This window comes from Acidomonas methanolica (assembly GCF_004346035.1).
Taxonomy (GTDB): Bacteria; Pseudomonadota; Alphaproteobacteria; order Acetobacterales; family Acetobacteraceae; genus Acidomonas; species Acidomonas methanolica.
In genome coordinates, this window is sequence record NZ_SLZN01000034.1 from 1 (window position 1) to 18,877 (window position 18,877).

Consider the following 18,877-nt stretch of genomic DNA (forward strand, 5'->3'; position numbering starts at 1 on the left):
CGAGGCCGAGGCCAACTACTATGCAGCCCTTCAGATCATCAATATGGCTGCGTGACTCAAACCAATTAGCCTCCGGGAAACCCGGGACGCTTCAGAGCCCCATGCACCTACTCGTGTGAGATATCCGGGTTAGGGTGGCGGGAGGACAGGCGTCCACAAGGACAGGGTATGGATGTCGTGCGATGTCGTCCACAGGCCGGAACTGGTGTAACGCAGCGCGCCGCTGCCCGTCGGCTTCCCGACGCGTGAGCGGATCACGAGACTTTGCGGGTCGATGACCGCGAAGGTCTGCCCTGTCGTCGTTCGCAGCCAGATATTTCCACCTCCCGCGTCGATATCGCCATATTTCAGGTTCGTCTCGACCTTGACGCGCCCTGTTACCACACCGTTCTCCGGATTCACGCGAACGACCGTTCCGTCGGCCTGTTCCTGAATCCAGACAGCGCCTTCTCCCGCCACCAGAAAGCCGGGATAGCCGCCCAACGCCGTCCTCATGACGACGCGGTTGGTCTGCGGATCGATCTTTTCGAGACTTCGGCGCGTCGGACTGGTGGCCCAAAGTGCGCCGAGACCGTAGGACAAGTAATAGGTATCGGCATCGACGGGAATCCGGGCCGTGACCGTGTTGCTCTCGGGGTCGATCCGGCTGATCGCGCCGGTCCTGTCGCTTGCGATCCATACCGAGCCGTTCCCGATGACGACGTTGGTTTCTCCGCGCGGATTGGCGATTCCGGTTTTTATCCTGGCGGACAGTCGAGCCGTTTTGAGGTCGATCCGGTCGAGCGTCGCATCGTGACAGTCGGCCACCCAGAGCGAGCCGTATCCGATCGCCATGGCCCCGCAGGGGTGTGGCAGCGCGACCTGCGCGATCTTGCCGGTCAGGGACCAGTGCTCGACCCGGCCGCGGTTCGTCATCCAGACGGTCGGGCCATCCACGGCGATGAAATCCGCGAAGCCCGGGACAGTCTGCACATGCTCCTGCGGCGCATAGGCTGCGCTCGCATGCAGACCTGCCGCGCAGCCGGCGAGAGCGAGGCTGAAGCCGATCATCGCAAGCGGAAGGAGGCCTCGGAAGGTCGCCACCGTCGATTCCCACGGATCGAAACGGGTTGTGTCGTCAGTCATCTTCATCCTGTGCGGTGCGGCGGTGTGGGAACGCATGGCAGACTCGATGACCTAGAAATTGACAGACGCTTCGAGGCCAACGACGCGGGGTGCAAGGATGCTTTCGGCGTAATAGCGTTCCGTGACACCGGTGACCTGTTCATTCAGGGTGTTGCTCTGATTGCTGACGGCCGTAATGGCGCGCTGGTTGAAGATGTTGTTCATGAACAGCGACATGTTCCATTTCCCTGATCGATAGTTGATCGAGGCGCGATGCGTGACGTAGCTCGGAATGCGGGTTCCGTAGTCGCGAAGGCCGACGGTGGAGTAGATCGACCCGGAATAGGCCGCCATCCAGTTCAAGCGAAGGGTGCGATCATCGTCGAGGGGAAGGATATAGGTCGCGGTGATCGCGCCCGAGTTCTTCATCGATCCGGGAAGCCGGTCACCCGCGTAGGCGTTCGCCACCCCGTTGACGAGATCGGCGACACCTTCCGTCAGATGGGCGTCGACGTAGGAATAGTTGGCCGTGACGTGGAATTGCCGCGTGATGCGCAGCGATCCGGAGAACTCGAAACCGTTGGAGACGGCCCGGCCGCCGTTGGTCGTGATGCCGACGGCGCCATAGACCGTCTGGCTGGGAACCTGCACATTGAGCCAGTCGACGTGATAGCCATCTATGGAGAACACGAACCGGTTGTGGAACAGGTTGCCCCTGAATCCCAGTTCGATATTGCGTGTGCTGTCGGGTTTGTAACTGATTTCGTTGGGAAGCGCGCAGATATTCTGTACCGACGTATTGATCGGCAGTACACAGGCCGCGACGCGATTGTAACCGCCCACGCGATATCCTGTGCTGTAGGTGAAATAGGTCATCAGCTGTGGATTGAACCGATAGGAGGCATTGGCCTTCCATACGATGCCGTTCGAGCCCGTTCCGCCACCCGCGTGGGACAACTTGACTTCCGGATAAGGTTGATACAGCGGGAGGCCGGAGCCACCGCTGTCCGACGCATCGTAGTCGAAGTACCGGATGCCTCCCGTGATTTGGAGATCTTTCATGAGATGCAGCGTGCCTTCGCTGTAAAGCGCGCGCTCGGCGGTTTCCGTCTCGACCCGGGAGGCATATTCCAGCTCGTCAGGGCGGTACAGGTTGCCGAAGCCGTTCGCGACGCCCCATTCCGAGAAGCCCGGAACGTGTTCCTCATAGAGGGTATTGGTATTGAACTTGTTGTAGAATCCTCCCAGAACCCAGCTGAAGGGACCCTTGTGCGTCGAAACGAGCCGCAGTTCCTGGTTGAATTGCCGGTAGTCGTTGTAGGACTCGTTCCACGAGGAGAATTGCGGGAACGCCTGATATCCGTAATCGAGATGCAGCAGCAGATCGGTGTTGTCGTTCCTCGTTTGAATGACCTGATGGGTGAAGGCCGTCGTGCTGACGAATTGGGCAATGTTGAAGACATTCGCGTTGACCTCGGCGCTGAAAAGGTCGCCGTTCCGATCGACGGGTTCGAGATAGCGCCAGGGAGCCTCCCAGTTTCCGGTTTCCATTACACCGACGCCGGTTGCCGACCGCCCGTCCGTCTTTGTTTCCTGATGAGCGTAGGTCAGGTACATCTTGAGGTCGTCGTTATAGCGCAGCAACAACTGATTGCGCGTTGTCAGCGTATGGTTGAAATTGACGCCGCTGTGACGGCTGAAATTCTGAGCCTGCTGCGCGGCGGTGCCGAAACTGCCCGGACCGGCCGGCTGCGGGTTCGACACGCCGGGCTGGCGCAGGACATAATCATAATCGATGTATCCCGGATCGTCGTAATATCCTGTCACCGAGCGGAATGCGATGTGGTCCTTCCAGATCGGCAGGTTGATCGTGACGTCCTCGTCGCCTCCTGGTGACGTGGAGTGATATTGTCCAAAGACGCGCCCGTGCAGATTGATGGAATATTTGTGGGTATCCGGACGATTGGGCATGTAGCGGATGGTACCGCCGAGAGTCCCGAGGCCGAACAGCGTTCCCTGTGGACCCTGTAGGGATTCCACGTGGTTGATGTCGAGCAGCATGAAGTCGAGATACATCGGCACCTCGCCGAGATAGACTCCGACAGCATTGTTCTTATAGACGCCGTTGGTGCTGGTTCCGCTCGTCGAGATGCCGCGCATCACGATGTTTCCCGCGCCGTTCGGACCGGAGTTGATGACCGTGACACCCGGCAGAAGGGCCGCCAGCGTCTTGATATCGTCCAGACGTTCATTCCTGATGGTGTCGGCACCGATGGCGGTGATGTTCGTCGGAGAATTCTGGACGCTGACCGCGCGCCGGGTTGCTGTCACGATAATCGATTCGTCAGACGCCGCTGCGATCGATCGCGCCTTGCTCGACGCTGACGCCTTGCCGGGGCGCGGCTGGGTTGTCCGTTCTTTCGTGGCGCCAGGTTTCTTCTTTTCAGCGCCCGACCGCTTTGGGGAGGGCGCTGGATTGGTCTGGGCGTAGCTCGAGGCAGGAACAACGGCGCACCCGACGAGAGCGGTGGCACAAAGCAGGAGCAGGCTTCGCGAGGACATTACAGCCATGTTGGCTCCTTGAAGCATCTGAGGATTGCTATTTAATGAAGGGATCAGTTTGAACGATTCGTTTTCGCACTGATATATGTCGTTTGACGTATCTTTCGAAAACCGGATTATGGGCCCTGAACAGGTATATTTCGAATAAGGAACGTGAATCTGTCTCCCAGTGTATTTGCCTTGTCCGCGATTGCGGGTTCGCAAGATCAGCAAGCTGACGCCCCCTCCCAGAAGCGCGTCTGAGTCCGGCGCAACGGGGGTGGGTCGTGTTTCTCCGCCTGTTCGGCTGCTGCTCCCGAACGTCGGCAGAAGGCTGCTGCCAACCAGAAAGTGAAAGCGGTCGGGAGGGGCGATGCCTTTCTCTTTTTTTGCCCGAGACCGGACACCATCACGATCGGGTTTCATGGGTGTCGCGGATGAAAATGGCAGAGAGATTTCTCGTCACCGGCAGCGCGGCCGCATTTTGGAGACAGACGACCCTTTGCCGCCGTCGCACATATGACAGACGCAACGCGCTATATTCGTGGAAATTGCAAACGCCGCCTTCACAATGGTTTCTCCGTGTTTGCCATCGCGCCAGGGAGACGGGCGATCACCATATCCGCGAGAGAGGCGGGGCGCTTCGACACGGGCACCATGCCGGTTTTCGAGGCGGAGTAGAGCTTGACCCACTCGACAAGATCATCGGCCTTTTCCGGTCCCATGCCGGCGAGAAGGAACGTCCATTTCCCGGGCATGGACGCCGCGGCCATGCAGCCGCGGTTGCACGAAGACATGCATTCGACCGGACGGAGCAGTACCTCCCCCTCGGAGAGGCGCGTCTGGAGGGCTTCATAAAGCAGACGCCCCGGGAGAGGGGCCTCGCCCAGTTCGGAGGGAGACAAGCCGCGACGGCAGGTCACGCAGACGGTCAGGACGATCGGGGCGGTCGCGGCGACGGGATTTGACATATTATCGTTTCGTTTCATTTCTGGTTGGGAAGAGAATAATTGCCGTGCAAGTCAACAGACGCGGGTCTGACCAGAGTCAGGTCAGAGTGTGTCTCAATGCTGACATGGGTCTTCCGATGTCCGGCTCCGAGCGGCTCGATTGTCACGGCATCCGTCATGATCGGGAAATTTCGACTCCCCTTCTGAGGTTTAAGATTGCCCAAGCACATCATCAGGTGAGGTCGATTCCCGCGGCGTCGAAAACCTGTAGCGCCGGGCCTAACTCCCGCTCATGGCGTCGCCACCGCGCCAGAGCGTCCCGATAGATCGGACGGCGCACTTGTGCGGCGCTCGGCGTGGAAACCGGCGTCGCGTTGTCGTAAAATGTCAGGCAGGCTTCTGACCACGGCAGGCTGCAATGCGCGAGAATCCTGCGCGTCGCGCTTTCCTGGTCGTTGACGAGATCCTCGTAATGGACATCCAGAATTTGCCGCGGCATGGCCGTGTGCCAGAAGCGCATGAGTTGATCGAAGCGGACGTAATATCTGGCAATATCCGCGAGATCGTAACTGTACTGATAATATTGGGATGTCGTCGCGAAAAGGTTCTTGAAATTGCTGACCACAGTGTCCATGGGATGCCGTCGCAGGCAGATGATCCTCGCATTCGGCAGGGCGCGGGCGATCAACCCGGCATAGTGGAAATTGCCGGGAAACTTGTCGATAAATCGCGAGGCGTTTTCGGGAACGTGAGGCGCGGCCCGGTCCAGGTATGAGTGTCCGATCGGACCGAGATCCTTGCCCGCGGCATGGAGGATCGTGTCGCGGTCCAGGACGTTGCGTGTCCGGCTGCATGAGGCGGCTTTGACCGCAAGGGGAAATGCCTGCAACTCGCCCGCGCTGACCACTTCCGGATGGGAGGAGAGGATGCGATCGACGAGCGTGGTTCCGGTCCGGGGCATGCCGATGATGAAGATCGGCGCCTGCGTTGCTGGCGCGGTGACAGGCGCGGAAGCAAATTGCGACCAGCCGGCTTCGATCGCATCGAAGATTTCGGCATCGCTGGCAAAGTCGTAGGAGATCCGGGCGCGATGCTCCGTGTTGGTATCCAGCAGGCACCGGAACGACTCCTGGGCTTCGCCGACATCTTCCAGTTCCTTCGACAGCGCGTACCCGAGAAGAAGTCTGGCTTCCGGATCCCGTGTCGCGTTTCTCGCCGCGCGGAGCCGGGGGATATGGTTGCTCTCCGCCGACTGCCGACGCAGACCCGCCAATCCGTGATGGGCGCGGGCGTTGCCCGGATCCCGCGCGAGAAGCGCCTCGAAGGCCCGTTCCGATTGCACGGTTTCTCCTACGAAACTCAGCGCAACCGCATGATTGTAGCGGAACTGGCCGCTCTGCGGCGCGACCGACACAGCCGCCTGGAAATGCGAAAGGGAGTCGCGATGGCATCCGAGCCGGGCGTAGACACATCCCATCGTATCGCGGGTCATCGCATCCGCCCGCTCGCCATCGGACAGGCATTCCTCGGCTTTCCGCAAGGCGTCGCGTGCCTCGCCGTCTCGCTGTACCAGCAACAGCCAGCGGGCAAGCTGCGCCTGATATTCCGCCGAACGCTCCAGAATGGTGGCCTCTCGCAGGTGGACCAGCCCTTCACGGACGTTTCCGAGCATCGCTTCGCTGACTCCCAGAAGAAAGCGGGCCTCTCCAGACGAGGGCGTGCGCAGGAGTTCGGCCATTGCGAGCGCCCGTGTCTCCGACAGGCGGCCACGCTCGAGAGACTTGCGGGCCTTCCACAGTCCCGGCGTCCGGCCGACGGAGGGCATGATGACTGGTCCATGGCGGGGACTCTGGTCCCCGCGCTGATCTGGCGCATGAGTCATTCTCTGTTACTCGCTTAATGTCTTGACGGCGATCACCGCCGCAGAAGCCCGGTTTTCGACGCCCAGCTTGGCGAAGATCTGCTCGAGGTGCTTGTTGACCGTCCTGGCGCTGGTCCCGAGCAACTCGCTGATATCCCGATTCGACTTGCCCCGGCTGATCCAGAACAGAACCTGCGCTTCGCGCGTCGTCAGGTTATGGCGGGTGGCGAGGCGACGTTCCTCCTCGCCCGGGCGTCGCAACTGAAGGGTGATGCCCATCGTCCCGTCAGGCATCGCGCCAGCCGTGGTGCATTCGAGGCTGCCGGCTTCTATCGTGCTGCCGGTCGCGCTGCTGAGCTTGACTGTCTTTGTGCGCCGGCAGAGGCTGCCGTCTGGCGGCCTGGCGAGCGCGTCCAGCGCGGTCGCGAGGGCCGACGGCAGCGGTGCGCTGGGCGTCCAGGAGACGAAGATGCCGGAGAGAAGCGAGGCGGCGGCCGGCGTGTACCAGAGAAGGGAACCGTCGGGCCGGACTCCGATCGTCGGGCGCTGACCGGCGTCGAGCGCAAGCAGCATGGTGCGTGTCTCGGCGGCGGCGCGCAGATGGGCTTCGATGCGCGCCAGCAGTTCCGCCAGCGAACATCGCTTCGACACATAATCCACCGCGCCCATGGAAAATCCGCGGACGACGCTCTGCGGGTCCGTGTCTTCTGTTCGGAAAAGAACGGGAATATGGCTGAGAGCGGCGTTCTGTCTGATCCGGTCTGCGACCACAAAACCGTCGAGTCCGTCAAGTGCGCGATCGAGGACGATCAGGTCGGGCTGGGCCGTCGCCGCGCTGTCGAGCGTCGCCTGGCCCCTTGATTCGGTAAGCGTCGTCATTCCGGCCTCCGTGAGGGTGGCTACGAGCGGCAACAGGGACTCGGGGTCCGCATCGGCAAGGAGGATGCGGGGCCTGGAGGGCGTCGCTCTTCCGGAAGCCTGCGCTTCCGCGGGCATTTCTTTTGAACCCCGAGACATTGCCTTCTCCCTGCGCGAACCCGAAGCCGTCATGGCAGTGGATTTCCGTTGCATAATCGTTATTAAATAGAGACTGTCCCTTCATTCCGTGGGCGGGCAGATTTCAAGTCCATTTGGCAGTCGACGCTCCGGCCGCCAGATCACCGAAATCTAGCCGTCCGCAGACGCGAGCCATGCGCGCCAGCCGCCCGTCGCGGTCACATCCTTCGCGGTTTTCAGGGCCGAACCCTCGCAGATGAAGCCGGTTTCGACGCTGCCGTCGCTAAGTTCTATCTTTCCCAGGCCGAGAGGTGCCGGGATCTGTGTAAGGAACGATCCCAGTTCCGAAGACGGCATTTCCCAGACCTCGACGTCGATGGCGCGTCCACCTGTCTCGCAACGTTCAAGCCCAGGGCGCATGGGCGGCCCGCCGGGAAGGACGTAGAAGCGGTAACAGGGCGCCGTGGTGGTGACCCTGACGAGTCGAGCGCCGCGGTCTCGCATCTGCCAGTTCAGGGCCAGCCCATCGAGATGGGCGCCGCACACGACGATGCGAGCACGATCATTGCCTGCGCAACGTGTCGTTACGGCGGGTTCGAGTGCTCGGCCCGCGGCGAGCGACAGATCGGATGCGCGCTGGAAGGCGTCGGCGACGCTCAAGAGATACTGGTCGGTGAATGCCCGGCCGAAGATGGTGATCCCCCAGGGGAGGCCGTTGCTCATGAACGCCGAGGGAACCGCGACTGCGGCGTAATCGAGGAGGTTCATGAAATTCGTGTACATGCCGAGCAGCGAGTTCGCCGCGACTGGCTCTGCCCTCAATTCGGCGAGCGAGACAGGGCGCGGCATGGACGGCGTCAGCACGAAGTCGACGCCGTTCATCGTCACGTCGCATCGGGTCTTCAGATGCTGAAGTCGGTAGACCGCCGCGAAAACGTCCGCCGCCGTATAATCCGGCGCAGCGTCCAGGACATTTCTGATGACCGGAAGAACCGCGTTTGGGTCTGTCTTCAGAAGTTTCTGCACGACGAGATAGCGTTCCGCTACCCAGGGCCCTTCGTAAAGCAGCCGCGCTGCCTCGAGAAAGGATGAAAGGTCTATGGGCGTGGGAATGCCGCCCAGTTCTTCCAGTCGCGTGACGGCCTCGGAGAAGAGTTTGCCGCTTTCCGGACAACCGGCGAAATCGAGCGCGTCCGGTACGCCGAAACGAAAGCCCGGCCGTAGGGCACCAAAAGAGGTTGATCCGTTCCAGTGGGGATTCGGTCGGCTGTAGTCGTCCGCCATGTCGTGTTTCGCCAGCAGTGCAAGCAGCATGCTCGCTTCGCTGGCGGTCGCCGTCAGCAGGGTCGTGCAGTCGAGCGTTCGGCAGGCTGGAACGACGCCGTGAGTGGAGAGCAACCCGCGTGTCGCCTTGAGGCCGACAAGGTTATTGTAGGCGGCCGGAATGCGACCGCTGCCGGCCGTGTCGGTTCCGAGTGCGAAGCTCGCGACGCCCAGAGCAACTGCCAGCGCGGAACCGGAACTCGATCCACCGGCCGGAAAATCTGCAAGTACGCTGTTCCGGCACACTCCATAGGGTGAGCGGGTGCCGTTCAGACCGGTCGCGAACTGATCCAGATTGGTTTTCGCGATCGGTATGGCGCCCAACTCGACCAGTTGACGCACTATGGTTGCCGTGTCGTCAGGTACGTAGGAATATGCGGGGCAGGCTGCGGTCGTCGGAATTCCGGCGATGTCGATATTGTCCTTTACAGCGAAGGGGACGCCGTAGAGCGGTAGATCGTCCGGCTCCGCCATATCCAGCCGGCGAAGAAACGGCTCGGTTTCCATCTCATCGAGAATATGGATGAACGCGCGATATTCTTCATTAAGTGACCGGCATTTGACGCGCAGGGCGTCTATCACCGCGCGCGGCGCAAGCGCGCCGTTGCGATACGCATTCCGTAGCGTCCGGGGAGCAAGGTCGGGCAATTCAGTCCACATCGTCCAATCCTTTGTCGTTAGATAGGATCATTCCCAGACGAGCACTTCCGCTGGTGTCGGGTTCCAGGCGTTGCAGGGGTTGTTGAGCTGCGGGCAATTGGAGATTACGACGATCAGGTCCATCTCCGCCTGCAATTCGACGTATTTCCTGGGTGCCGACACGCCGTCCGCGAAGACGAGCGTGCCATCCGGCGCGACAGGAACGTTCATGAAAAAATTGATGTTCGGGGCCAGATCGCGCTTGGTCAGACGCCCGTCCTGAAGACAGCCGCACAGGAAGTTGTTGCGACAGCTATGCATGTAGAAGCGGTCGGTAGCGTATCGCACCGTGTTGCTCTCCTGCGAGCAGGCGCCTCCGAGCGTGTCGTGCTGACCGCACGTATCGGCCGTGATCGTGGCGAGCGCATTGCCGAGATTCGAATACAGCACGGTTCCGGCCGTCAGGAAGAGGGCGTTCTGACGACGGATCGTACGTTGCACGTCATAACGTTCACGCGTGTTGCGTGCGTTGTAAAACAGGGTGTCGATCGCCTGATTGCCCTCGAGATCGAGCAGTCGCAATGTCTGGCCTTTTCGGACATCAAAGACATACGGCTCACCGGCACCGATGACGTGACGGGTGACGGCAGTATCGGGGTCGAACGTGCTGGTAATGATGGACATGACGAAAGATCCCTTACAGGCAGAAGAGTTCCGTATTGTAGAAAGCCCGTCCGTTTTCGGAGCACGACCGGCGGCAGGCCGCCGTGATGGAGGTGTCTCGCACCGCGTCGATCGCGAATTCCACGGGCTTGGGATCGTAGTGCGGCGAGGGGTCCATCGGATGCTGGACGGCTGTCATGACGACCAGCGTGTCCATCGGCGCATAGAGATCGACGTGACATCCGCGTTTCGAATGGTCTGAAATGTAATGAAGATGCCCGCCGTCTGCGACCGCGACCTTGCTGAAGAAATTGACAACCATCTGGATATCCCGCGCGTCGAGATTCCACTTCCCCAACTCCACGAGAAGGTTTTCGAAGCCATTGCGATAAAATCCGTTGCGCATCCGGCCGAACGTTCCAGATCCGTATTTATCCTCGACTTCCACGGCGTTCAGGACGCCGCCGAAGCAGTCGTGCCAACCGCATGTGTCTTCGGTGATCGCGAGAAGAACGCGCCCCATGTCGGAATACAGGCAATGTCCTGACGTCACATACGCGGTGTGCTGGGCTTTCAGCGAGTCCGGCAGGTTCAGCCGCTCGCTCATCTGGCCGGCGTTCAGCGCCATCAGGGCAAGATTGGCGCCTCCCTCGGCATCCGTCAGGCGAAGGCGCTGGCCGGCCCTGAGGATCAAGGATCGATGGCCGCCACCAGGGATGGTTTCTCTATGGAGCGTGGGATTGAGCGCCGGAAATTTTGCAGCGTCGGTCACGGTTCGGTTCCTCGATCATTGGCGGACTTCATGCCGCCACTGAAAACGATTAAGGTGCGAGTCTCTTTTTCTGGACGGCCCGCACGATGGCGCCTCCGGCCAGTGCGACAAGAAGAAAGGCGCCCGGAAACGCGACCATGTAAGGTCTGTCGCCGCCGGGGTCGAAAACGGCCTTGCGTGGCCAGAGCGTGTTGAGCAGGAACAGCATGCCGCAGACCACCGCGCATACGTTCACGAAAGCGCGGCGTGTTCTTCCGTTTTCCCGAAACCCGAACGTGGAAGGTGCGCCACTCCTTATCCACTGCTGCCGCCGTAACAGCAGCGGGATCGTCACCAACAGATATGCGAAATATGTCACCGCGACGGCGGAAGCCGTTATTGCGCTGAAGAGCGAAGAATCTCCGTAATTGATCCAGAGAAAGGCCGCGCTGCAGATGCCCACGAAAATCGTGGCGGCGATCGGCGTTCTGGTGCGGGGAGAAACATGCGCCAGTCGCCCAGCACCCGGCATGACGCCGTCACGTGCCATGGAGAACAGTACGCGTGATGCCGATGTCTGAATGGCGATCGTGGCCGAAAAAACCGATATGGCCACCGTCGTCAGCAGGATATGTCCCGCCAGACCCGATGTGATGGCGGTGATGACATATGGAATGCCGATTGTTGCGAGATCTCCTGAAGAAAGGGAGGGCGCGGCCATCAAAGCGCCCAGAATGACGAGCCCGCCCGCGAAGAAGGACAGCAGAAGACATCTCACGATTGCCTTCGGCGCGATGCGTGCGGCATCGTGCGTCTCTTCGGACAGTTCTGCGGCACTGTCGAAGCCGTACATCACGTAAACTGCCATCAGCATGGAAGCGAGGAACGCGCCGGTCGGTGACATTCCGGACGAAAGCTGCATCGTATCCATCGTCACGGAGATGCCGCGTCGCGCGTTAAGGAAGAGCGCCGCGATGAGTACGCATAGTCCGATGATTTCCGCATATACGCCCGCGACCGTGACAAAGGCGGAGATGCGGATGCCGGCGCAGGAAAGCAGCGTGCTCGCGGCGATCGTCAGCGTTCCAAGCACGACCGCGTTTTCCGCTCCAGCCAGTTTCGTGACGTCCGGATTGCCTCCCATGAGCTGAAAACCGCTCCACAGGCTGGGAAGAATGGACTGCATGGCAATGGCAATGGCCGAGACGCTGACGATGTAGCCGATGAGCGTAAGCCAGCCGGCGATCCAGCCGAGATCGGGAGAAGCGAGACGTGACGACCATTGATAAATCGCCCCGGCGACCGGAATCCGTTCGGCGAGTTCCGCGAAACAGAGTGCGACACAGAATTGTCCCAGGAATACGAGCGGCCATGTCCAGAAAAAGACCGGCCCTCCGAATCCGTAGCCAAGGGGAAACATCTCGAAGACGGTCGTCAGGACGGAAACGAAGGAAAACCCTGCGGCAAACGAAGCAAAAGGACCGAGATCCCGTCGCAGCTCTTGCTCGTAACCCAGAAGGGCCAGATGCTCGGCCTCCTTGAGGGACGACGGCGGCATCGAAATGGCTTCCTGCATGACGGGCGATCAGGAGGCACGTCGGGCGGCGCGATGCCGACCCGGCACGCGAGAGAACGGACCCCCGCTGCCGACCGGAACCACATTGTGTCTCCGGTTCGTGCCGATGAGGAGAGATATATGCAGGATCATCGTGATTTTCTCCGGCCTTGTTCAGACGGAGATGGCGCACACATCACGCGAGATATGCGACGCCATTTCCGGCATCTCTATATCTCCCGGGCTTTTGTCCCGCCGTGTAACCCCGAACACCGGGGCCGCGCGCTCTCGGACCAGACACTCAGAACATCTGAGCCGGAACCCTAGCGGCTTTTGAAATTTTATAACCGGATGCAAATTGGTTTGCAATAGGAAGATTACGGCAAAAGAACATAATTGTCGGACGTAGATCACTGGAGGATCATTTCCCCCCTTGACCCGGTCACCAACCGGAATGAATGTGAAGCCATTGGCGCGCTAGGGTTCCGCTCCGACTTGCGTCGGATGTCTGGTCCGAGAGCGCGCGGCCTCGGTGTTCGGGGTTACACGGCGGGACAAAAGCCCGGGAGATAACGCTGCGTCCACCATCGCGAGGACGTGCGACTGACGTGTAACCGGAGTCCGTGGACCATGACGCCATCCCCTTCACTCCCTGCCTTCAAACCGGAAATTCCCGCCATGTTCGCCCGTGTTCTTGTTGCCAATCGTGGTGCGATTGCCTGCCGTATCATCAGGACACTGAGGGAGCTCGGCGTCAGCCCGATCGCGGTGTATGCCGAGGCCGACGCGGCCAGCCTGCATGTCCGGCAGGCCGATATCGCGGTTTCTCTCGGCGAGGGAGGACCCACGCAGACCTATCTTCAGGCGAGTCGCATCATCGAAATCGCAAAGGAGACCGGCGCGCAGGCGATCCATCCCGGCTATGGTTTTCTCTCGGAAAATATCGCTTTTGCGGAAGCCTGCGGCGTGGCCGGTATCCGCTTCATCGGACCCGAACCCGCGCATTTGCGTGCGTTCGGACTCAAGCACGAGGCGCGCGCTTTGGCGGCGTCCCTGGGGATGCCCCTTCTCGACGGCTCTCCATTGCTTCACACGATTCGCGCTGCGCAGGCTGCCGCAGTGAAGAGTGGCTATCCCGTGATGCTCAAGAGTACAGCAGGGGGAGGCGGCATCGGGATGCGGGTCTGCTGGAACGAAGCGGAACTGATCGGGATCTTCCACATCATCAGGCGCCTTGGGGAGAACAATTTCAGCGATTCCGGCGTATTCATCGAAAAATACGTTGAACATGCGCGTCATCTCGAGGTCCAGATTTTCGGGGATGGCCAGGGCAACGTGATATCGCTCGGGGTCAGGGACTGCTCAGTCCAGCGGCGCAATCAGAAGGTGATCGAAGAGACGCCAGCGCCCGGTTTGCCGATCGGTGTCGCCGATTCGCTGTGCGAGGCGGCCGTGCGCCTCGGGAAGGCGGTCCGCTATCGCAGTGCTGGCACTGTGGAATTCGTCTATGACAGCGCCACCGGAGATTTCTATTTTCTCGAGGTGAACACGCGTCTTCAGGTGGAGCATGGGGTAACGGAGGAGGTGTGGGGAGTGGATCTGGTTCGCTGGATGGTCGAACTGGAAGCAGGAACGTTGCCCCCCCTCAACCTGCTCGCGGAGACTCTGGCGCCGTCGGGTCATGCGATTCAGGCGCGGATCTATGCTGAAGATCCCGGGAAGAACTTCCAACCCTCCCCGGGATTGCTGACTGAAGTGTGCTTCCCGCCGGCGAACCGAGGGAGATTGCGGGTCGATACGTGGCTGGAGGCCGGCGTAGAGATTTCACCGTTCTTTGATCCTTTGGTCGCAAAAATCATCGCTCATGCTCCCACTCGCTCCGAGGCGATCAACGCGCTCGACGCTGCGTTGGGAGAAACGCAGTTGTATGGTGTCGAGACCAATCGGGACTATCTGCGGCAGATTATCTTCGCCACGCCCTTCGCATCAGGCGCGCCGTGGACACGCTGCCTCGAAGAGTTGCCCTATCGCGCGTCTACTATCGATGTGCTTGCTGGCGGAACGCAGACGACCATCCAGGATTTTCCCGGCCGCCTGGGGTACTGGGCCGTGGGCGTGCCGCCGTCAGGACCTATGGACAGCCGCTCGTTCCGTCTTGGAAATGCGTTGGTCGGCAACGCGCCGGACGTTACCGGCCTTGAAATCACAATGGCGGGCCCCACGCTGCGTTTCAACGTCGATGCGGTCGCGGTGGTGACGGGGGCGGACATTCCCATAGACGTCGATGGATCTCCTCGCGCCAAGAACACTGTTTTTCGAATCCGGGCCGGGGAAACGCTGCGGCTCGGTTCGACGCACGGCGGGGCGCGGTCAATGCTTTGCCTGCGGGGAGGCATCGACGTCCCGCGCTATCTGGGAAGTCGGGCGACATTCACGCTCGGAAAATTCGGTGGTCACGCGGGACGGCCGCTCAGAGCGGGGGATGTACTCCATATTACGCCGGTTGCGGATACGAGCGATGAGCGGACCCTCCCGCCGGGGCTTGAAAGCGACGCTGCCGCGGTGCGGATTTTGCGTGTGATCTGCGGTCCGCATGGCGCGCCCGAGTATTTCACGCCAGCGTATATGGACAGGTTTTTCGCAGCGGAGTGGGAAATCCACTTCAATTCGAATCGGACGGGAATCCGTCTCGTGGGGCCGCGTCCGGAATGGGTCCGCGACAGTGGGGGAGAGGCGGGTTTGCACCCCTCCAATATTCACGACAACCCTTATGCGATCGGGTCGGTCGATTTCACCGGAGATATTCCCGTTATCCTCGGCCCGGACGGGCCCAGTCTGGGGGGCTTCGTCTGTCCCGCCACCGTGATCGAGGCGGATCTGCCGCAATTGGGCCAACTGCGCGCCGGAGATCGCATCCGGTTCGTGCCCGTGACGCTGGAAACGGCACGCGAGATTGCTCTGGCGCAGGAGCGCGAAATCTCGACGCTTTCGCCGGTTCCGCTGACGTGGTCGTCTTGCACGCCGCAGTCGCCGATCGTCCTGGATATCGGGGAGGGAGGGCATCGCCTCGTCGGAAGACTGGCTGGCGATGTGGCGCTGCTGCTCGAGATCGGGGATGCGACGCTCGATATCGCGCTGCGTTTCCGGGTTCACGCCCTGATGCAAGCCATCGAGCGCGCGCAGCCCGATGGCGTCATCGATCTCACGCCGGGCATCCGGTCGCTTCAGATCCACTACGCTCCGCAGCGTCTTCCGCTGAGCGATCTTCTCGTCTATCTGACCGATTTATGGCGCGACGTGACGCGCACCCGGGATATCCGGGTCGCTTCGCGGACGGTGTACCTGCCCCTGTCGTGGGAAGATCCGGCATGCAGGCTTGCGATCGACAAATATATGACGACGGTTCGGCCAAATGCTCCGTGGTGCCCTGACAACATCGAGTTTATCCGAAGAATCAACGGGCTTCGTTCCGTCGAAGACGTGCGAAATATCGTATATGGCGCCCGTTATCTGGTGATGGGGCTGGGAGACGTCTATCTGGGTGCGCCTGTTGCGACCCCGCTTGATCCGCGGCAGCGACTCGTAACGACGAAATATAACCCAGCGCGCACGTGGACGGCGGAAAACTCCGTTGGAATCGGGGGTGCGTATCTGTGCGTCTACGGAATGGAAGGGCCCGGAGGCTATCAGTTCGTCGGCCGCACTGTTCAGATGTGGGCACGTTATACCCTTCCGGGCGCTTTCGACGGCAAGCCATGGCTCCTGCGTTTTTTCGACCAGATACGTTTTTTCCCGGTTTCGGCAATGGAACTCGAAAAGATCCGGAGAGACTTCCCGATCGGGCGCTATACTCTGAGGATTGAGCAGGGAGAACTCTCCTTGTCGGAATACGAAGAGTTTCTCACGCGTGAGGCTGCCGAGATCACCTCGTTCCGGTCCATGCAGATGAACGCATTCGAGGAGGAGCGTCGCTACTGGATCGAGGCGGGGCTGGACTGCTTCGAAAGCAGCGACGCGCCCGGGGATACCGGAGATGAAGGGCCGCTCGCAGAAGGCGAAGTCGCTGTCGAGAGCAACATCGCTGGAAACGTCTGGCAGGTGCTCGTCTCGCCGGGCGAGCGCGTCACTGCCGGACAGGCGGTCGTCATTCTGGAGTCCATGAAGATCGAGATCGCACTGTCGTCTCCGGTTAATGGCGTCGTGCACACCGTCAGGGTAGCTCCCGGAAAGCCGGTCCGGGCTGGGCAGCCCGTCGTCGTCCTTGCGCAGACACGGGAATCCTAGGAACACAAAGAATCGTTATGACTCCGCTTCTTTCGAGGCTGTCTGCGCTGGCGCTATCGTCTTGAAAACGTCTCCGCCCGGGGACGGTAGAAGAATTATACGTCGATTGACGTAATGACTGACGGATGCTGTTTCTGCTTAGCTTCGAATCAACATCAGATCTGTGCCGACGTGGCTGACTGCCTTTGGGAGGACGAGAAAAATGGATGGAATTCGTGTCGGAAACAGAATAATAGGAAGGCAGGCACCGGTTACGATCGGCTGGGAGAATATCCCGAAGGTCGAAGGCGGTCCCGTAAAACGGTTTTTCTTTACCTATTTCCAGCCGGTGGCGCTCCTGGCATTGATCCTGTTCTGGTACTATGCCCCCAATTCAATTGCAAAAGCGTCGACCGCGATCTGGATTTCAGTAGGATTCAAGGCGCTTCTTCTGGTGTTGGAGTGGGTCAACCCCCGCTACGAAAGCTGGAAACTGACGTGGAAAGAAATGGTAACTGACCTGTTCTACGTCGGTCTCGGGTACACATTGATTCGCTACGTTGACAAGTTCATGGGAAGTGATGCTATCGTCGAATATATCCAGGGCTATTTTCATTTCGGTAAACTGCACTGGTTCATGGACCTTCCCATTCTGCTTCAGGCTTTTCTGATCTCGTTCATATTTGATTTTGGTCAGTATTGGATGCACAGAGGGATGCATAACTGGTATCCGCTTTGGCTTCCTCACTCTGTACACCATTATATTACGCAACTTAATGTCAACAAGGGAGCCGTAGGAAATCCGCTTGAGCTGTTTCTGATCGGACTGGGGATGGGTGGATTTTTTGACTTCGTTCCCAGGGCATTTCTTATCGCTGGCGCCATGACGATGGGTATTTCTGTCTATCAGCACATCAATGTGCGGTTTAATACGCCCAGATGGTGGCGATATCTGTTCAACACGGTTGAACATCATAGCCTTCATCACTCCCGGGACTTCGAGGCGAGTAGAAGCAATTTTTCCAACACTTATATATTCATCGACCGCATCTTCGGGACTTGTGTGGATGGTGAGGCCGAACTTCTGGGAATGGAAGGCGGTCGCCGGATGTCGGTTCGCGAGCAGATGACGCATCCGTATTCGGAGGCGTTCCGGATCATCCGAAAGAAATACAGAAAGCGCTTTGGCACCCAGGTGCTTCCAGTTCGTGGAAGATAGATTTCTTGGCGTCTGGCGACGTGGCGATAAGGGGAGGCTTGAATTTGGGTCTGCGCTATATTGACTGGATCTGGCATGTCAGAGGGAGTATGATTATCCCCTCACGACTCTCGGCCGATGCAGCATTCGACAGGCTAGATGCCCTGTTCCGCGAGCCGGGCACGACCTATGTGCGCGACGGCGAGACGCTTGTTTTTCAGAAGAAAAATCAGGCATCGCAGGATAAGATGGCGGTTTTCGATAGTGGCGTCGTGCGAGTTGAAAGCGACCCGCAGGGCACCAGATTGTCCTACGATCTCGTAAGCAAGACCTTGCTCCTGTGTTTTTTGGCGCCCGCGCTGTTTTTCGGCTTCGGTGAATTCTTTAAGTATACATCCAGTCATCATACGGTCGCGTTGGTGGATCATACGCCGAATGCGAAAAGCATGGTCGCGAATTTGAAATCCGGGAAAGATGATACCATACAGTTGCTGAACCCGATTGATAATTTTATGGGTGCTCCGAAACCGGAAAAGAAGGACGCTTCCGCAAAACTGTCCCCATCCAAGGAAAAGAAGAAGATATCTTCCACCACTTCTTATGTCTTTGCTGGTTTATTTGCATTTCTGTATGTTATTGGACGAATACTCGAGCAGTATCTCGTTCATCGGAATTTCAGAAAGAATATCTCCAAAAATAACGGCAAACAGGTCATGGATTCGGGCCTCGCGACCAGACGCATTGCCTCGTATAAAATGCTCCTGAAGTGACGATTGTTGCCTCACCTGACATGCTCCCTGGGATGATATTCGGGGAGACGGGGATGAGGCGGGTCAGCATGGCAACGGCTTTGTTGCGGAAATAGCTTGTTCCTGGATTCACGGAATGAACCCAGGGTGGTAGCTGATTGTGATGAGCAAGCCGCCCTCCCCGATCTACCGCACGACGAACTGGCGTTTGTATAATGCCGCGCTGAAGCAGCGCGGCTCCCTGACGGTGTGGTTTGACCCGGCCATGGTCTGGAATGGGCTGC

At 59.5% G+C, this 18,877-nt stretch carries 12 protein-coding genes, 1 pseudogene and 2 riboswitches; of the genes and pseudogenes, 4 read left to right on the forward strand and 9 right to left on the reverse strand.

All coding sequences use genetic code 11. The features are described 5' to 3' along the window. Positions 1-129: 129 nt before the first annotated feature. The 9 genes from EDC31_RS15245 to EDC31_RS15285 form a co-directional block, all read right to left on the reverse strand. Positions 130-1,125: a Vgb family protein gene (locus EDC31_RS15245; RefSeq protein ID WP_204366713.1), complete on the reverse strand. Its 996-nt coding sequence runs from the start codon at positions 1,123-1,125 to the stop codon at positions 130-132. 51 nt (positions 1,126-1,176) lie between these two features. Then, positions 1,177-4,071 (reverse strand): TonB-dependent receptor, encoded by a 2,895-nt coding sequence (locus EDC31_RS15250; RefSeq protein ID WP_239641759.1) that lies wholly within the window; start codon positions 4,069-4,071, stop codon positions 1,177-1,179. A gap of 140 nt (positions 4,072-4,211) precedes the next feature. Continuing rightward, entirely contained in the window at positions 4,212-4,616 is a 405-nt protein-coding gene (locus tag EDC31_RS15255; protein ID WP_042061998.1) for a DUF1636 family protein, read from the reverse strand. A 211-nt stretch (positions 4,617-4,827) separates the two neighbouring features. Further along, positions 4,828-6,420: a tetratricopeptide repeat-containing sulfotransferase family protein gene (locus EDC31_RS15260; RefSeq protein ID WP_042061997.1), complete on the reverse strand. Its 1,593-nt coding sequence runs from the start codon at positions 6,418-6,420 to the stop codon at positions 4,828-4,830. A gap of 63 nt (positions 6,421-6,483) precedes the next feature. Beyond that, positions 6,484-7,527 carry a response regulator transcription factor gene (locus EDC31_RS15265; protein ID WP_081797920.1) on the reverse strand — a complete coding sequence of 348 codons (1,044 nt, stop codon included), beginning with the start codon at positions 7,525-7,527 and terminating at the stop codon, positions 6,484-6,486. A 96-nt stretch (positions 7,528-7,623) separates the two neighbouring features. Next, positions 7,624-9,435: an allophanate hydrolase gene (atzF, locus tag EDC31_RS15270; protein ID WP_042061993.1), complete on the reverse strand. Its 1,812-nt coding sequence runs from the start codon at positions 9,433-9,435 to the stop codon at positions 7,624-7,626. Between the two features lie 27 nt (positions 9,436-9,462). Further along, on the reverse strand, positions 9,463-10,098 hold the full coding sequence (locus EDC31_RS15275; protein WP_042061991.1) for an urea amidolyase associated protein UAAP2: 636 nt from the start codon (positions 10,096-10,098) through the stop codon (positions 9,463-9,465). Between the two features lie 13 nt (positions 10,099-10,111). Then, positions 10,112-10,849: an urea amidolyase associated protein UAAP1 gene (locus EDC31_RS15280; protein ID WP_042061989.1), complete on the reverse strand. Its 738-nt coding sequence runs from the start codon at positions 10,847-10,849 to the stop codon at positions 10,112-10,114. A 49-nt stretch (positions 10,850-10,898) separates the two neighbouring features. Beyond that, positions 10,899-12,386 carry an amino acid permease gene (locus EDC31_RS15285; protein WP_239641758.1) on the reverse strand — a complete coding sequence of 496 codons (1,488 nt, stop codon included), beginning with the start codon at positions 12,384-12,386 and terminating at the stop codon, positions 10,899-10,901. Between the two features lie 231 nt (positions 12,387-12,617). Then, positions 12,618-12,720, reverse strand: a riboswitch (guanidine-I (ykkC/yxkD leader). A 129-nt stretch (positions 12,721-12,849) separates the two neighbouring features. Beyond that, positions 12,850-12,954: riboswitch (guanidine-I (ykkC/yxkD leader) on the forward strand. Positions 12,955-13,061: 107 nt separating this feature from the next. Here EDC31_RS15285 and uca point away from each other — a divergent pair. From uca to EDC31_RS15305, 4 genes and pseudogenes are all read left to right on the forward strand, one after another. Next, positions 13,062-16,667, forward strand: coding sequence for an urea carboxylase (gene uca / locus EDC31_RS15290; protein ID WP_042061889.1), 3,606 nt, complete (start codon positions 13,062-13,064; stop codon positions 16,665-16,667). Positions 16,668-16,869: 202 nt separating this feature from the next. Beyond that, positions 16,870-17,865, forward strand: a complete 996-nt coding sequence (locus EDC31_RS15295) for a sterol desaturase family protein (protein ID WP_042061888.1) — start codon at positions 16,870-16,872, stop codon at positions 17,863-17,865. Positions 17,866-17,870: 5 nt separating this feature from the next. Further along, positions 17,871-18,614, forward strand: coding sequence for a hypothetical protein (locus tag EDC31_RS15300; protein ID WP_186820013.1), 744 nt, complete (start codon positions 17,871-17,873; stop codon positions 18,612-18,614). A 142-nt stretch (positions 18,615-18,756) separates the two neighbouring features. Then, positions 18,757-18,877: pseudogene (locus tag EDC31_RS15305) on the forward strand (IS5/IS1182 family transposase); the annotation flags it as partial.

Bases quoted from the DNA above. Each gene is read 5' to 3' on its own strand.
- EDC31_RS15245 (WP_204366713.1), bottom strand. From the start codon at position 1,125: ATGACTGACGACACAACCCGTTTCGATCCGTGGGAATCGACGGTGGCG.
- EDC31_RS15250 (WP_239641759.1), bottom strand. From the start codon at position 4,071: ATGAAACCCGATCGTGATGGTGTCCGGTCTCGGGCAAAAAAAGAGAAA.
- EDC31_RS15255 (WP_042061998.1), bottom strand. From the start codon at position 4,616: ATGTCAAATCCCGTCGCCGCGACCGCCCCGATCGTCCTGACCGTCTGC.
- EDC31_RS15260 (WP_042061997.1), bottom strand. From the start codon at position 6,420: ATGCCCTCCGTCGGCCGGACGCCGGGACTGTGGAAGGCCCGCAAGTCT.
- EDC31_RS15265 (WP_081797920.1), bottom strand. From the start codon at position 7,527: ATGCAACGGAAATCCACTGCCATGACGGCTTCGGGTTCGCGCAGGGAG.
- atzF (WP_042061993.1), bottom strand. From the start codon at position 9,435: ATGTGGACTGAATTGCCCGACCTTGCTCCCCGGACGCTACGGAATGCG.
- EDC31_RS15275 (WP_042061991.1), bottom strand. From the start codon at position 10,098: ATGTCCATCATTACCAGCACGTTCGACCCCGATACTGCCGTCACCCGT.
- EDC31_RS15285 (WP_239641758.1), bottom strand. From the start codon at position 12,386: ATGCCGCCGTCGTCCCTCAAGGAGGCCGAGCATCTGGCCCTTCTGGGT.
- uca (WP_042061889.1), top strand. From the start codon at position 13,062: ATGTTCGCCCGTGTTCTTGTTGCCAATCGTGGTGCGATTGCCTGCCGT.
- EDC31_RS15295 (WP_042061888.1), top strand. From the start codon at position 16,870: ATGGATGGAATTCGTGTCGGAAACAGAATAATAGGAAGGCAGGCACCG.